The following is a 15,985-nucleotide window of genomic DNA, read 5'->3' on the forward strand; positions in this document are numbered from 1 at the left end:
TTTTAAATAGTGGACAAAAATCAAACCATTTTCATAAAGCATCTAAAAAGGTAAGGTCGTCGCTTTGAATTTATTTTTTCAAAAATATTTGCGCAATCAAATGATTGCATCTATATTTGCAACCATATAGTTGCAAAATGATAACAAGAAGAGATGTATTTCAAGCCATCGCTGATCCTACCCGCCGCGAAATTATTCAAAGAATAGCACAAGAGCCTTTGAATCTCAACGCTGTAGCTGAGGCTTTCAATATTAGTAGACAAGCAATATCCAAACACATACAAATCCTCACTGAATGTGGATTAGTAGTAATTAAGCAGGTAGGCAGAGAACGATTTTGTGAGCCTCAGCTTGATAAACTAAATGAAGTGGCTGACTGGGTTGAGCAATCCAAGAAACAATGGGTCAGCAAATTTGAAAAACTAGACAATTACCTACAAACAATACAAACTAAACAGAAAGAAGATGGGACAATCTAAAAAAGAACTTTTCATTACGCATCTTTTTGATGCCCCACGTGAACTTGTATTTAATGCCTGGACAGATCCAGAGCAATTAAAACACTGGTATGCACCTGATGGCTGTACCATCGAATTCAAGTACATCGATGTTAAGGAGGGTGGTACCTTTCACTCCTGTATTCATGATCCTATACATGGAGATTGTTGGATAAAGGGCGTCTACGATCAGGTTATATTTCCCGAAAAACTAGTTTTCTCAATGATTCTTACGAATGAAAACGGCGAGTCAATAGCATCTGTTGCTGCCGGAAAACCTGAAGACTGGCCAGAAGAAACCATTACTACAGTGACTTTTACCTCAATTGGAAATCAGACAAAATTAGCTATCCATCAAACTGTTTCTGAAGAGGACGCGAAACAAACAGGTGCTTATCAAAGCTGGATCAAAATGTTTAATAAATTAAATGATCTAATCGCGATTAAAAAGTAAAAGCATAAGGATTTATAGAAATATAACATTTAGCTGTCACAATGCAGCTATAAATGCCTATTTATCATAGCAATAGATATATTCTATGTATCTTGTGCGTTATTCAAAATATGAGCGAAATTATAAACGAAACGCAGGTAGGAACTACTGACAAGAAAAAACTGGCTTTTGAAGAAAAGCTTCAAGAGATTGATAATAAATATTCTAGATGGTTTGGTACAAAGAACAACCCATTTACCGGAGCACCGGATAAGATTAACAACTATTTTCGTTATTTCTATACCGCTGAAGGTGAAATTCAACTTTACTTAAAAGATGGATTACCTCTGGAAATAGGTAAAGATTGCAGAAATGCATTCAAAGCTGTTTTTAACAACTAATACCCTAAAATCTAATTCACAGCTTTATTTTTTTAACGCTGAGACAATATCAATGATATTTCATCCGGCTCTGGTTTCACCAGGGCCGTTATTTTAAATCCATTTTTTTATAACTCGTTCCAGCTCTCTGATCAAAGTATTTATCAAACAGTTAAAAGACCGATATTTGCTTTTGCTAAAACGACTTATTAACTTCAAGTAATGATTTAAAAAAACATATATTTGATTATCATGACCAAAATAAACCATTTATTACTTTTCATCTGCATGGCAGGATGCCTTGTAGCTTGCAAAAAGGATTTCCCCGAGGACGACCGTGATCCGTATGCTCAACTTGCATTAGATACTGTAGCCATAAGAGCCTTTATTATAAAAAACAATATTAATGCACAAAAAGACTCAGAAACAGGAGTGTTTTATCAAATTATTGAGAGAGGAACAGGTAATATTACCTATAAGGATACAACAAACATAACAGCAAATTATATAGGCAGATTATTAGATGGAACAGAATTTGACACCAAAACAGGTGCTAAATTTAAACTAAGCGATGCAATCTATGGCTGGCAAGTGGGCATTAAGCAAGTTCAAAAAGGTGGTAAAGTCAGAATACTCATTCCTTCAATTTATGGTTTTGGAAATATACAGAATGGTCCGATCCCTGCAAATTCCATATTAGATTTTACCATGGAAATCACAGATCTAAAATAAAACCAAATATTAAAATATTTATCAAATCATTAAAAGGAGGCTATGGCCTCCTTTTTTATGCATAGAATTATCATAGTATTGTCATTTGAAAAATTACTTAGTGTATTTATTACACTATCTAAAAATAATTCTTACATTTGTATTGTTAATACAGCGTAGCTGATTATTAAACGATTAAAACAGACAATGGTGCGATTATTGTCTTAAAGAAAAAGATCCCGTTCATACTGGGTTTATATTTGGTTAAAAAGAGGTAGTGCTTGGATAAGACTACCTTTTTTTTGTGCCTTATTTTTAAGGTTTAGTTCTTCTTTTCTTTAAACGTCTTCAAATCCGACTTGATCTTCAACATCAAATTGTAATCAGATAGCTCCAATAACTCTTCTTTAGTCGGCCTGTATCGTTCTATAAATAAATCAAGAGAATCGCTCTCGAGCTTAGTAAGCGATGAAACAAAAGACTTTCCAAATCTTGAATCTATGTAAGCCTTTTTTTCATCTTCATGAAGTCTTTTCTTTAGCTTATTCTGAATATCATTTTTCCGCCCTAATAACCTTACCAATTGCAATACGTCAATCTTTACAAACTCAAACCGGCCCCTGGGTTGATAAGAATTTATAAAAACATCTTTAATACCAATAGGTTTATAATTGAACTCTCTTGCAAAATCTTTCCTTAGTTTTAGTGAATCTGCTTTGTGATTCCGTTGACCAAAAATAACAACTTCTTCAAGGTCTAAAGAAGTTGGTTTAAGTCCAATTGTCATTAGAGGAGACTTCCAATCTTTTACAAGAACATATCTTCTTTCATAGCCTATTCCTGAAAACCATACAGTATCTGCTGCAGAGGCAATTAATGAAAAATCACCAGTAGCGCTACTTATCTTTTTTGCATATTTTAATTGTATTGAAATACCGCCGAGCGGGCGTTCTGTTTGGATATCTATTACTTTACCTTTTATTAGCTGCGCAAAAACACCCTGACATAACAACATGAAAAACAAAAAGATAGAACTTCTTAGCATTACATTTTCCATTTATAAACGAAACTAATACATTCTGTAGAAACAGGTAAAATTTTAACAGTATTTAACTGATGACAATTCCATGATAAATAAGTGTTTAAACATTTATTACATTTGCCCCCGAGAGCGTTAATTTAAAGGGGGTAAGTCGAAAGGCCTATCCCCTTTTCTTATTTTAAACCATTTCTGGTCGCAAACAATTCTATAATTTTCTTTTCTAGTTGGTCGATTCCTTTTGACCGTTCGTCGTATTTTTAATGCCCCATGGTATAAAACAGATAATAGCTGTGCAACTTTTTTATTGACGGATGCATCTTATTGATAAATAATCAAAGAATCTTAAATACACACCGTCATGAAAACCCTTACAAAAACTCTATTTGCTTCTGCGTTTACAGCAATCATTTTAACATCTTCCGCTATCTCAACTTTTGCTGCAAATCCCAGTCCTCAACTACTTTCATTTAAAACAGGCACGATTACGTTTAACAAGGTTGTTATTAGTGGAAATGTAAAAGTCATTTTAGTGAAAGGCCCGGAGGAAGAAGTCAGAATTGACGAATACTATAATTCCTCGAAAACCACAATCGCCAGAAAAGGTTATAATCTACTAATCAATTCTACCGATAGGTATCCTGTTACCATTATAGTTACAGTAAAAGATTTAAACAGAATTCAGGCATCAGGTAATGCATCAGTAGTTACCAGAGGTGAACTTAATCTTACTTGCTTGCAAATCTTTTTAAATGATAATGCTACCGCCAACGTAAGAACCAATGCGAACAGCATGTATACCATTCTTAAAGGAGAATCGACTTTAAAATTAAGTGGTACTGCAGATTCACATACTTATATAGCTAATAAGATCGAAAACATAAGCTTTGAAAACTTTGTTTGCCAGAAAACAGACAGGCTAACTAACGAGTTAATAGCTTCTAAACAATAAATTGGCCTTTTAATATTTCTTCATGATTTTAACTAGCATATCCGCTATGATCTGATAACCTTTATCTGAGGGATGTAAGCCATCGAAAGTATTGTCACTTGCTTCTATCGGATAAGGGTATTCATCAGTATCAGGATTAAAAGGAATATCCTTAAAATCAGGATAGCTATAATTCTTATAAACTCCTGTTTCAGGATCTTTTAATCTTTTATACTTTACCAGGGTTTTTAACTCCATGCCACTTTTATTATATAAGTCCACTACTTTATAATGTTCATGACGGCCAATTTCATTAACAGCATCTGCAAACTGCGATAGCATCTGTCCTTTTTTCTCCTTATAAGAGCCCCATGCGTTATTGTGACTATTTGCTATGTATACAAAATCTACACGTTGCATTGGAGTAATCAGAATAATTTTGGCATCAGGATTAAGGGTTTTAAGCTTGTTAATAATGATGCGATACGAACCGTAAACTGTTTTGAGACCAGTGCTATTGATATAGTCATTTAAAGTTCCTAATGGTTGGCCTGACCACCAATCGTTTGTACCTAAAAAAACTGAATATACATCGGATTTCTGGAGGCCAAGATTTTCGATTTCCTTGGCAATACCAACAGCTGTCCAACCATTATGGCCCTGATTAATGTAACGAATATTAGGCAACTTGCTTACCACCCTGGTCATGTAACCGCTGGTAACCCGGTTACCCGTTTCGTCCTGATGTTCATTTAAATAGGTAATGGAGTCACCAATAGCAGTCCATGTAATTTCCTTCTTGGTAAAAGATCCAAGAGTAACAACAATGGTAAGCAGCAATAATATTCTTTTCATTTGAGATCAAATTAACATTTACTTTATAGTAAACATAAGAATAAAATACGATTGCAATCTATCTTGCTATGCTTCTTTTATATACCGTTTTTACAAACAAAATAGGCTTATCCAGTCGGCCCGACCTTATCAAATAATTTATGATGATTAAGAATAACATGACTACTTATTTAACAATACCTGCAAAACGCTGGTAAAACACGGTTGGACTATTTTCATTTTTAGGAGCATATTTGCCTGCAATAATTGGAATGTAAATTACCCTTCTACGACTTTGCTCACCAATTACTGTAGATTGTGCAACACGATGCCATAATCTTCCATCGTGGATAGTAAGATCGCCCACCTCAGGTACCACTGCAATTTCTTCAGCATCTTCATCGTGGTCAAGAAAATATTTTTTTCTGAAAAGCATTTGATAAAGTCCTTGCTTGTGCGTACCTGGAATTATTCTTAAACCTCCATTTTCAGGTTCCAGATTATTCAGATGTATTCCCACATTAAGCATCGGATTTAGCTTTTGCCCATAAAAAACATCTCTTAAGCCATCAGTGTGCCACCCCATTTTTGTGAATTTACTATCCGGGCCATTTACATAATGATTAAAAACCATTCCGTCTTTTTCGCTTTCGCCTAATCTGGCACCTGCACCAGCAAGTTCAAGTAAACCATTTAGTCTTGGATCAAGTAAAAGACCACTAAAGGCCGAATGATGCTGGTTAATAAATGCAAATCGTTGCACTATAGAAGAGCCATCGAGATCACGCCCATATTTAATTGGAACGCCATTAACTTTACTTACATCCTTTTCTAACCATTTTTTTTGCACTTCCAGAGAAGCATCTACAATTGATTTTACAGTTTGAGGTGTTATAAAGTTTTTGAAATGAATAAAGCCGTTTGTATTAAAAAAGTCTTTCTGCTCAGCGGTTAAAGTTTCAGCTAATGAAAACTTTGGATATGAAGTTGCCATAGGTATATTTTATAAAAAATTAAAAGAAGGTATTATTTGAAATCAGAGGTGGGTGCATGCGACCCTAAGAAATTAACAGCAACAACACTGCATGGGCTTCATGATCTGAAGCATTGCCATGGGGTGATTTAATGAAAAGTTGTTATCTGTTTTAATAGACATAGTCTATGTGTTTAGTAGTTTATTTTACAAACATATAAAATATATTGAATACCAAGCATTTATTTTTAAAAAATATTTTCTGATTCCGGATTATTTGATTTTATAGATGCCGGCTGTTATCTTCTCAATAAGTGATTTTGGTAAAACTCTATTCGCATATGCCGATATAATATTAGTGAAACCAGGTATTACTTCTGCTTTCCGATTTAACATCGCTTTAACCGCAATCTCCGCAACAACATCTGCATCCATATTAAATTTTTCGGCGATATCGTTAATAACTGAGAGTCCTGCCCTCTCGGCAAAACCAGTTCCAACAGGCCCCGGACTAATACACGTTACTGATATGGATGAATCTTTAAGTTCATACCTAATGGCCCTGCTAAACGACAAAACATATGATTTAGACGCCGCATACATCGCCAATGTAGGCACTGCCTGATACGCTGCCGTACTAGAAACATTAAGCACATAACCTTGCTGGTTTTGTCTTAAAATTGGAAGCATATAATAAGTAAGTTCGGTGAGTGCCGTTACATTAAGTTGTAACATATTTAACTGTTCATCTATAGAAAGGCTTTCAAATTTGCCCCAAACGCCAAAACCAGCATTATTAACAAGGGCTGAGACAGGAAAAGCATTGTCAGTACACCATTCCGTTACGCGCTTTGCAGCTCCGTGTACAGACAGATCTAATGCGAAAACTTCCACACTAACATTATACTGGCTGGAAAGTTCCAGTTTAAGTGCATTAAGTTCAGGAGCCGACCTTGCCACAAGTAAAAGATTAAACTTTCTTTTGGCTAACGAAATGGCTATTGACCGTCCTATTCCTTTACTTGCTCCTGTTATTAATGCGAATTGATTCATAAGGCTAAAAATGTAAATTTACAATAAATCAGCTCTAATTATTTTGAAAAACAACGCACTAATCAGAATCGTCATCACTTATCTAATTTTAGGTGGAACATGGCTACTTATAGGTTCGCAATTTATCGGTTGGCTTGATCGGCAATACCCGGCAACTGATTTAAGGAACTTATACTACCTTAAAAACTTTATATTTTTAATTGGCACTGCTATAGCGGCAGTAATAGGCTTAAACTACCATTATAGTAGCCTTTTAAATACAGAAAGAAGATATAAAAATGAACTTATTGCACATGAGAAACAGTTAAACGATCAAGTCCTCCTATACAATACGGTTACCAGGGCCACCAATGATGTGATATGGGATTATGACATAGCCAATGACAAATTAACCTGGATGAGTGGGTATAAAGAGATCTTTGGGCATGAAGACAATGAGGTTATTCACAATTCCTTCTGGGCTATGTCGCGGGTACATCCCGACGATCAGGCCCGTATCATTTATGAATTTGAGAAAATCATAAAAACAAAGGGGAACAAGTGGAAAGCAGAATACAGATACCTTTGTCAGGATGGCAGTTACAAACATGTTTTTGATCGCGGCTATCTAATCTTTGATGATTCCGGCAACCCGCTTAGAATGCTTGGAGCAATGCAGGATATAGATGTAAGGGTAAAACATGAAGAGCAGCTCATAGCTCAGAATGAAAAGCTAAGAGAAATTGCCTGGCACAACTCTCACGAAGTAAGACGACCTCTATCTAATCTGCTAGGACTTATCCCTTTATTAAAGGATTCAATTGGCGACCAGGAGACCCTTACGGGCTTAGTTAATTTTCTAGAAATCTCGGCAGGAGAATTGGACAATGCTGTATTGAAGATCAATGACCAAATTTAATAAAGAAGCCTGCACCGATATCGGCGCAGGCTTCTTTATTAAAGCAATTACAAATTTATTTAACTGCCAAAGCTTTATCAATTAAAAAAGTCAGGTTTGTACGGTGAGCTTTAGTTTGTTCATTTGTTGAAACCGCACCACCAAGCTGGGTTTTTACCTTTTTTAAGGTAGATAATGCCGCAGCTTTACTTGCATTATCATATCCTCCAGGTGAAGAAACGATGCTTGCTGAAGCTTTTATAAATTCAGTCTGTAGGTTTTGACGGAATAGATTCACATTCGATTTAAGATCTGCAGCAAAAATATCATTCGCCAAATCGTTCATTACACTTGCTACAGAATATGTGTTACCATAAAGCCCACTATTGTTTATTCTCGTCAACGTATTTGGATGTAGAATTTGGGCAAGCGTACTTAACTGTATAGACATGAATGTATTCTGAGGCTTAAAGTCCTCATTACTTCCAAAAAATCCAAATCCACGTCTCTGAATTTGAAGATAAGGGAATAGTGGGCTATCTGCATCAAAAGCATTAGGAGCAAACACATATTTACCCAACAGTGCCATTGCCTTTTTTTGATAAGCAACAGGAACAGGCGTAAATGGGGCAACAGTAGTTTTCTGTCCCACAAAACTTCTATCTACATAAACACCGCCAACGAAACGGCTTATCGCCGCTGCAATACTTGCGCGTTGTCCGTTAAGCTGCTGATAGCGTAAGCGTAACTCCTGATAGCTCTGACCAGTTCTGCTAAAACGAGACTTCAGCTTTGGCATCATTGTGTTAATCAATTTAAACCTATCCTCTCCGTAAGCAACCATGTCATTAGTCTGATCATTAACATTCACTCTTGGATCGATACCACCTCCAGGGCTTCTCATGTCATCTGCATCATTACCAAAGGCAAGCTGTGGATCTGTACTGCGGCTTAAAATCTTATTTAGTCCGGCCTCTTCTTCCGACTCGCTAAATGGAGTATAGCCATACTCTATTGCCCATAAATCATATGGACCCGCTTTAGTGGTATAATAATCACCTTGTTTACTACGATCGCTGCTTACATTGATAGCAGGATAATCCATTACAGATCCTTGCAATCCAATTTTACGGGTAAGCGCTACATCATTCATTTGAGCAGGGGTTAACATTTGACTGGCTTTCATATTGTGATTAAGTCCAAGCGTATGTCCCATTTCGTGCATGATAAGATAGTATAAGAATTGTTTGTGCATTTCACGGACAGTTTCTGCTCTTTTTGCTTCTGGAACATCAGCATCCAACGCTTCAATTGCTGTTAAACCAGTCTGATACTGCATACTTAGCTCCTGGGCCAATGTACAAGAAGCCATATGGTTTTTATCGAAACTATGCCCTTGACCTGATTTTGAAGAAGCAGCCTCAATAGGATTTTCCCAAGGCAGCTTTAAAGCAGAATTTCCACCGTTATAAAGATCGTCTGTAATAATTGTACCTGCTCCAGAGCGCCATTCAACAGTAATGTCGGCGCCTAAAATCTGGCCAGTTAATGGGTTATAAAAACTTGGGCCTATTGCACCATAAGAAGGATATGCCGAAGATACCCAACGGATTACGTTGTAAGCAATATCTGCCGGATCCCAGCTAGCCGTATCAGGCATTTCTTTCATTACAACAGCATTCTTGAAACCCGCTTTCTCAAATGCTTCATTCCATTTCTCACCTGCCTCTTTTATAATCGGGCGATACTCCAGCGGGGTAGTATTCTCAATCCAAAATACAATTGGTTCTACCGGTTCGCTTAATGCCGCCGACGGATCTTTCTTTTTAAGGTTCCAGCGGCTAATAAAATCTTTATATGGTGCAGGTGATAAAGAAGTCAGGTTATCTACTTCGGATCCAAAATAACCTACCCTTGGATCATCACGACGGGCGCGGAAATCATTCTTAGGAACTTCAAGAAAAGAATGCTGCATTTTAACCCTTACATAGCGGGCATCAGTAATGTCTTTTCCTCCCCCGTTTAAAGGCACAGGGTTATCATAAGCAAGTTCCACAACTACGTCTGTATTTCCCGGGAATGAGCGTATCTTTTGGTACTTTGATTTAGAGGTATTTAGGTTTCCAAGATTAAATACAGCTCCCGGAGGCAAAGTTGGAGGAAAAACCGGTTTAACGGGATCCAGTTTGTCTCCAAGAAAAAGACCGTCTACAGCAATCAGGTAGCCTAAAGAATCTTGTGCAGCTACCTTATCACTATAAAAAACTGCATCTGATACGTCAACATCTGCTGATTTACTTACCGGATTTGCCTTATCGTAGTAAAAATTAGTATTCTTTTGAAGAAGCTCAATTTTATCATCAGATTTCTGGATATAAAACAACCAGGTAGTTCTGATCATATTTTGGTTAAGAAACAAAGTTGTTGGCCCACCCATCGAGAAACTTTGATAAATGTAATTCTTGCCTAACTGATCTTTCTTAATATACATCTGAAGGCTACCCGTTACGGTATCTCTATACATCGAAAAAAGACCGTCAATCTTTTTACTTGATTTTATTTTGTCATTTATTGTTGGTTTAGCAGGCTTGGCCATCGCTTTTTTTAGCGAATCAGCGGCAAGCTCTTTTTTCTTCTTTTTTTGGGCAAAAGCGCCCCCTGCCAAGAATAATACCAGCGTGAGCAGTGTAATGGTTCTTTTCATATGAAATAATAGTTTGTTTTTGTTACGAATTTATCTTGTGTATGATGCTTTCACGCAATAAATGTTACTAAAAATATGAATTTTCAGGCAAAAAGAATATGTCAAAATCGCTTTTCAGAAAATTAATCTACTTGTTCTTTAAACGAGGTATTAAAAAAGGCATGTTTGTTCCTTAATTAAACAATCTTAAATTATCCTGTTAGTTGTATGCCTGACAAATAAATCTCGATCACTAAGCTCTTAAACGATAATTAATACCCAGAATAATGAACATTATAACAAGCCCACCAATTACATAGCGGTTCTCATATAGGTCTATTTGGGTAATGTTGCTTATAGGAGTAGTTACTGGAATATTTTGGGGTTCGTTTCTTTCGGCTTCAGTATACTTCCACATTCCCAGCAACTGATCTTTTGCTTCGGCTTCAGCATCAGTGTACACCGCAGCTCGGTCAAAACGAAACTTAAGTAAAGCGTAAGCATATCCTTCACGGATCATTTGCTCATTTATATCCACTCCACTAAGCACAACATATCTCAACAATCTCGAGTATCTGTCTCTGTCTTTTGACTTATGGTCGCTTGTTAGTTCAATATCTCTTCCTTCAATCAGCTCTGCTAAGTGTTCCTTTGCTTCAATGCCATAAAAATCCTTCATTTCAGGCGCATTTATACCTATTAACCTTACCCGCTCGCCTGATTCAGTTACGAAAGTATCACCATCAACAACACGCTTAACCTTTGTGAATTGTCCAAAGCACAGACTATGGCTTGCAACAATTAAAAACAGAATTATATACTTCATTTGAAGCGGCAATGATAAGCATAAAAAAATTCTGATTCAACTTAGGAAATTGGGAGCGAAAGCAAGGGTATTTTTAATCCTGAAGCCATTATGCGTGTTTTACTCCGGTGAATAATAGAAGCCCAGAACCCATATTTTTTTGGCACCATAATCAATAGATCAGCTCTGAAATCGATAATTTCTTTTTCTATTTCCTTGATCACCGCATTGGAATTTACGTTCTTATAATAGTAAGAAATGCCTTCAAGTCCATCATCAATGGCACTTACTTCCGGTAAAGAAGCGTTTAGTGTTTTTAATTCTTCAACCTTCTGACTTACATTAAAAACTTCAACCTCGGCGTTCAGTGCTATTGCCAGTTCTTTAATATTGGCAAGTACTTTTTCTGATATACCTCGCAACACATCACAAGCAAAAAGCACATTTTTGGTGCCCTCAAACCTGGCTCCCAGCGGAACAGCCATAACCGGCAGATTGAGTTTCTTAATTGCCGATGTTGTGGTGTTACCCCAAAGATCCTGCTCCAAAGTTTTAGTATTCATCCCCAATACCACCAGGGCAGCCTGATGCTTGTCTATTAAGCTTTTCAGCGCCTCCTGAACAAAGGAGAGGTTTGATTCATGTTCTACCTCTATATCGTAATCGATAGATAGAGATAGTGCTCTTTCAATTAAGCGAATCTCATTATCCGTTATCAATTTTTGTATGCTGGCTGCCGGCAAAAGGGTATTTGCAGCATGAGTAGGAATTACAAAAGAATTGTAAAGGATAAGCTTTGCATTATTATGTTTGGCAATGGCAGCGGCATATTCTACAGCGTTCTCAGCTACTTCCGAAAAATCTGTGGCTACAATCAGGGGGTTCATATATAAAGTATTAATTCTTTATAAATTTAGGCATATACTACTTTATAAAACAGCCCGAACCCAGGTTAAACCGTTATTTTACTTTAATCTTAGATTTCAATTGTAACATAGCAATGACGGAGTGCACTAGCACACTCCGTCATTTCGACTGCTTTAACCAATGTTACTTGCTATGTGTAATTATGGTTGCACTTAGCCCGGCTCCGCCAGGGCTTCCATTTATAAAGATGGTGTATATCTTTCCGGCCTCAAAAGTTATGTTAGATAACCCACTGCCTGCAATAGGTAATACTGCCTGAGTCGTATTGTTCTTAACCTCAAGATTCTTAGATGCAACAGCATCAATTTCCTTAAAGGGGCCAAGCGTTTTCCAACTCAAACCCGGTATGGTGGCCGGAGCCTTCCCATTTGCATCATAGGTTATAATGGTCTGATCGCCAAAATTGCCATATGCAACATTTGAAAAAACTGCACCACTACCTACTAAAACTAAATCTACATTCGGTGCATCAGGAGAAAAGTTTGCAAACCGCACTTTTGCCTTACCAGAAACCGGCGCTGTTAAATCATCATACACCAATACCAGACTATCCCTATTTCCAGGATTCAATTTACTGGGCTTACGTTTGGCAACCGCGAATAAAGTATGATAATAGCTCGCAATAGGACCATTAGGAGCTGCAAAAGAAGCTTTATCAGTTTCCTGTACAAAAGTGGCACTCCCTCCAAATACATATGATGATTTATAGCTCGTGTTACTCCCCTCGGTAGTATTGTATTGTACTTTTCCATATTGGGTGTCCACATAATTGGTTGCCGCATTATGAACAATCAAAGTGGTATTTATCTGCCTTGTAAAGTCAAGAAAGTTAATAGGTGCTGTAATAGACAATGCATTTACCAGTTTAACTTTAGCACTTAGAGGTGGCCTGTCGGCATTATCCGAATCCAGGTATTCCGTTTTTTTGCAGGATGTAGACACGATAGCAATTACACCCAATATCCCTGCGAACTTTATATTTAAAAATTTCATGATCTCTGTATTTTATAATTAGAACTTAGCCGATAATCTTACAAATGGCTGTATACCTGTATTTGTTCCAGCTTGTGTACCACCTGGGCCCGGATTGCGTGTAATATTGCTTCCTGGCGCAGGAATACTATAATCACCCAGAACATTGAATAAGTTATTGGCACCCACAGTTGCCTGTATGGTAGGGGTTATTCTATATCCCGCAGATATATCTGCTATCCAGATCGGACTAAAAACCTGATAGTAGTAATCTGGTTTAGGGAAGTTAGCATTAAGCTGGGATACCGATGTTACCGATCCAAAATACACTGCCCGCACTAAAAAATTAAACTTATCAAGGTTATAAGTTCCCTGCAAGGTTATTTTCTTCGATGGGATATTGTTTGTTACCCTTGCTTTCTCCGATTCATCAAAAATTATATATCGGTAAGCTTCCAATCCTTTTGGTGTATTTACTTTGGTCAGCTTAGTATCTAAAAAGTTTGCACTGGCAAGGAAAGTAGCATTTGCCCCATTATTGAACAGGAACTTGTAGCTTCCGGTTAGCTCAATACCCTTTGTACTGGTGCTAAATGAATTGTAAAAAAACTTTGCCTGTATGGTACCTGTTTGTACAAATAAGGCCCTAACATCGGCAGGCAAATTGGTATCAGTTGCCGAAAAGCGCCCGGTATTACCAACTCTGTCTTTAATATCAATCTGGTATGCATCTACAGTAAGTTCCACATTTGGTATTGGCGATGCGGTTAAACCGGCCGTATATCCCTTAGATCTTTCTGCTTTTAGTTCCGGAATCCCCAATGCTTTTGTAGCCGGATTTACATTGTTTGCGGTAACCTGATCTATGGCTACGCCATTTTGAAAAGTTGTAGAGGTTTCAGTATAATAAAACTGCGCAAGGTCAGGCGCCCTAAATCCAGTGTTTATTGATCCTCTTACCCCAAGCCAGTCGGTAACACTATAGCGTGTTGCACCTTTATAAGTAAACACACTTCCAAAATCTGAATAATTCTCGACACGTACCGCACCAGAAAGTAACCATTTTGAAGTAACATTTAACTCCAAATCTAAATACCCTGCAGAAATAGATCGGTTTACGTTCACCTCATTCGATGGGCGAAAACCTGCATGGATCTGCGAACCTGGCGATAGGCCGTTTAGTGGCGTTAACCCTAAAGAAGTGGTATAAGGAATACCACCCGCTGTTGTATCTACTCCATAAATTGCCCTCAAATCTCCTTTTGAATATGAGGCTTCCTCACCAGCAATGATCTGATAGCTCTCTACACGGTATTGACCGCCAAATGCCACATTAAGCCCTTTTAGCACTTTTTCAAAATAGCGACTAAAATCCAGACTGGTTGTATTCTGGCTGGCGTTATAACTACCTGCATCAAACTTACGGGGTGTACGCTGGCCCAAACTTGCGTTCAAAGAGTTGCTGATCACATTCCCAAAATCATTAATGCCATACACATTTGAAATGTCAACTTTCCAGTCTTTTACCTTTGCTTTTACGCCCAGGGCAAACGACTTATCAGAAATGATGTTATCCATTGCCGGTAAAAACCCATCGGGATATATAAAGGTATTGTTGCGCTCAGTCCAACCCGGCAAACGGTACACCGCTGTAAACTGTGAATTACGGTGGCTAATACCTCCAAATGAGTACAACTCCACATCTTCCTTTAAAGGAACAGAAGCATTAAAGAAAAGTAATCCATCTATGGCTTTATTTGTACTGCCACGCTGATCAAAATAATGCCTGTCAATACCTCTGCTGGCTATTATGGCATCATCAATTTCTTTTGTATAGATCTGATCAAATCCCCTTGTATTGGCACCACCACCATAGGCAGGCCCTATATATAAGCCTGCATCATCGTTTCCAACAGGCAATGATACTGCCTGGGTAGCAAACTCTCCGGTTACGTTCAAAAAGCCGCCTTTATTTCCTAGCTTAACCCCATAATTACTGCTGGTCCTTGTGGTTAATCCATCTCCCCGTCTGCGCGCACTTGCAGTTGAGCTGAGCGACAGCTGATCAGTACTTTTCTTTAAAACTATATTAATAACGCCGGCAATAGCATCAGAACCATATTGGGCCGCAGCACCATCACGCAGTATTTCAATTCTTTCAATAGATCCTGTCGGAATGGAATTAAGATCATAGCCCGTTGCTCCATTCCCTAATCCACCCCAGCTGATGTTTGAACTTTTATGTCTTCTTTTTCCATTAATCAATACCAATAACTGATCTACACCAAGCCCCCTAAGCTGCGCTGTTGATGTTGCCGAAGCGGCATCTCCCCCACCTGAAACAGAGGAGTGGAATGATGGGGATACATACTGCAATAATTGGGTAACGGTTACCTGCGGTGCCGATTCCTGAAGTGCCTTTATATCAATAATATCTACAGGGTTTGCTGAGGTAAGCTTAGTTCTGTTTGCATTGTTTGAACCAACAATATTTACCTCACTCAGTGAGCTTGATGAAGGCTTAAGACTAATATTTATCACCTCCTTGCCATCAATTTCTGCCTCTTGTGTTTCATATCCGATGTAAGAAAAGATCAATATCCGACCATTCTTAATAGTAACCTGGTAACTTCCATCCTCTTTTGTGGCAGGCCCCTCATCAAGCCCTTTTACCCTTACCGAAACTCCGGGTATAGGCAAATTATCGTCTGCTGAGGTAACTACCCCCTTGATTATGCGCCTTTGCGCATATAAATTTTGCCCATAAAAAAAGCTAAAGAACAACAGTACCGGTATAATTTTTTTCATTATGATTTAGTTAAGTTTAGACAAAAGGATACCCCCTACATGCATTTAAGCATATATTACAT

The 15,985-nt window shown here is 37.7% G+C and carries 15 protein-coding genes; 6 read left to right on the top strand and 9 right to left on the bottom strand.

Features of this window, described 5'->3' with window-relative positions:
• Nucleotides 1-137 precede the first annotated feature (137 nt).
• The 4 genes from HQN86_RS14495 (at nt 138) to HQN86_RS14510 (ending at nt 2,042) form a co-directional block, all read left to right on the top strand.
• A complete protein-coding gene (locus HQN86_RS14495) occupies nt 138-479 on the top strand; it encodes an ArsR/SmtB family transcription factor (RefSeq protein WP_172661621.1) in 342 nt (113 codons plus the stop codon).
• Complete coding sequence (locus HQN86_RS14500; protein WP_172661622.1) at nt 466-951, top strand: SRPBCC family protein; 486 nt, start codon at nt 466-468, stop codon at nt 949-951. The genes HQN86_RS14495 and HQN86_RS14500 overlap by 14 nt, the downstream gene beginning before the upstream one ends.
• Nucleotides 952-1,061: 110 nt before the next feature.
• Nucleotides 1,062-1,331, top strand: a complete 270-nt coding sequence (locus tag HQN86_RS14505; RefSeq protein WP_048907616.1) for a hypothetical protein — start codon at nt 1,062-1,064, stop codon at nt 1,329-1,331.
• A gap of 231 nt (nt 1,332-1,562) precedes the next feature.
• Nucleotides 1,563-2,042, top strand: a complete 480-nt coding sequence (locus HQN86_RS14510) for an FKBP-type peptidyl-prolyl cis-trans isomerase (RefSeq protein WP_172661623.1) — start codon at nt 1,563-1,565, stop codon at nt 2,040-2,042.
• Between the two features lie 301 nt (nt 2,043-2,343).
• Here the strand turns inward: HQN86_RS14510 and HQN86_RS14515 are convergent, their stop codons facing one another.
• Nucleotides 2,344-3,066 carry a peptidase associated/transthyretin-like domain-containing protein gene (locus HQN86_RS14515; RefSeq protein ID WP_172661624.1) on the bottom strand — a complete coding sequence of 241 codons (723 nt, stop codon included), beginning with the start codon at nt 3,064-3,066 and terminating at the stop codon, nt 2,344-2,346.
• A 355-nt stretch (nt 3,067-3,421) separates the two neighbouring features.
• Here HQN86_RS14515 and HQN86_RS14520 point away from each other — a divergent pair, with 355 nt between their 5' ends.
• A complete protein-coding gene (locus tag HQN86_RS14520) occupies nt 3,422-4,012 on the top strand; it encodes a GIN domain-containing protein (RefSeq protein WP_172661625.1) in 591 nt (196 codons plus the stop codon).
• A gap of 9 nt (nt 4,013-4,021) precedes the next feature.
• Here HQN86_RS14520 and HQN86_RS14525 read toward each other — a convergent pair whose 3' ends face one another.
• The 3 genes from HQN86_RS14525 to HQN86_RS14535 form a co-directional block, all read right to left on the bottom strand.
• On the bottom strand, nt 4,022-4,846 hold the full coding sequence (locus HQN86_RS14525) for an SGNH/GDSL hydrolase family protein (RefSeq protein ID WP_172661626.1): 825 nt from the start codon (nt 4,844-4,846) through the stop codon (nt 4,022-4,024).
• A gap of 166 nt (nt 4,847-5,012) precedes the next feature.
• Nucleotides 5,013-5,819, bottom strand: coding sequence for a phytanoyl-CoA dioxygenase family protein (locus tag HQN86_RS14530; RefSeq protein WP_172661627.1), 807 nt, complete (start codon nt 5,817-5,819; stop codon nt 5,013-5,015).
• Between the two features lie 252 nt (nt 5,820-6,071).
• A complete protein-coding gene (locus HQN86_RS14535) occupies nt 6,072-6,851 on the bottom strand; it encodes an SDR family NAD(P)-dependent oxidoreductase (protein ID WP_172661628.1) in 780 nt (259 codons plus the stop codon).
• 43 nt (nt 6,852-6,894) lie between these two features.
• On the opposite strand from HQN86_RS14535, the gene HQN86_RS14540 reads away from it, so the two are divergent.
• Nucleotides 6,895-7,749, top strand: coding sequence for a PAS domain-containing protein (locus HQN86_RS14540; RefSeq protein ID WP_172661629.1), 855 nt, complete (start codon nt 6,895-6,897; stop codon nt 7,747-7,749).
• 55 nt (nt 7,750-7,804) lie between these two features.
• On the opposite strand, the gene HQN86_RS14545 is transcribed toward HQN86_RS14540, so the two are convergent.
• The 5 genes from HQN86_RS14545 to HQN86_RS14565 all read right to left on the bottom strand — a co-directional run bounded on the left by HQN86_RS14545 (nt 7,805) and on the right by HQN86_RS14565 (nt 15,923).
• A complete protein-coding gene (locus HQN86_RS14545) occupies nt 7,805-10,432 on the bottom strand; it encodes a zinc-dependent metalloprotease (protein ID WP_172661630.1) in 2,628 nt (875 codons plus the stop codon).
• Between the two features lie 232 nt (nt 10,433-10,664).
• Nucleotides 10,665-11,237 (bottom strand): thermonuclease family protein, encoded by a 573-nt coding sequence (locus HQN86_RS14550; protein WP_172661631.1) that lies wholly within the window; start codon nt 11,235-11,237, stop codon nt 10,665-10,667.
• A gap of 41 nt (nt 11,238-11,278) precedes the next feature.
• Nucleotides 11,279-12,103, bottom strand: coding sequence for a universal stress protein (locus HQN86_RS14555; protein WP_172661632.1), 825 nt, complete (start codon nt 12,101-12,103; stop codon nt 11,279-11,281).
• A gap of 163 nt (nt 12,104-12,266) precedes the next feature.
• Entirely contained in the window at nt 12,267-13,136 is an 870-nt protein-coding gene (locus HQN86_RS14560; protein ID WP_172661633.1) for a DUF4397 domain-containing protein, read from the bottom strand.
• An 18-nt stretch (nt 13,137-13,154) separates the two neighbouring features.
• Nucleotides 13,155-15,923, bottom strand: a complete 2,769-nt coding sequence (locus HQN86_RS14565) for a TonB-dependent receptor (RefSeq protein ID WP_172661634.1) — start codon at nt 15,921-15,923, stop codon at nt 13,155-13,157.
• Nucleotides 15,924-15,985: the final 62 nt, after the last annotated feature.

It is taken from the genome of Pedobacter panaciterrae, assembly GCF_013204795.1.
GTDB lineage: Bacteria > Bacteroidota > Bacteroidia > Sphingobacteriales > Sphingobacteriaceae > Pedobacter > Pedobacter panaciterrae.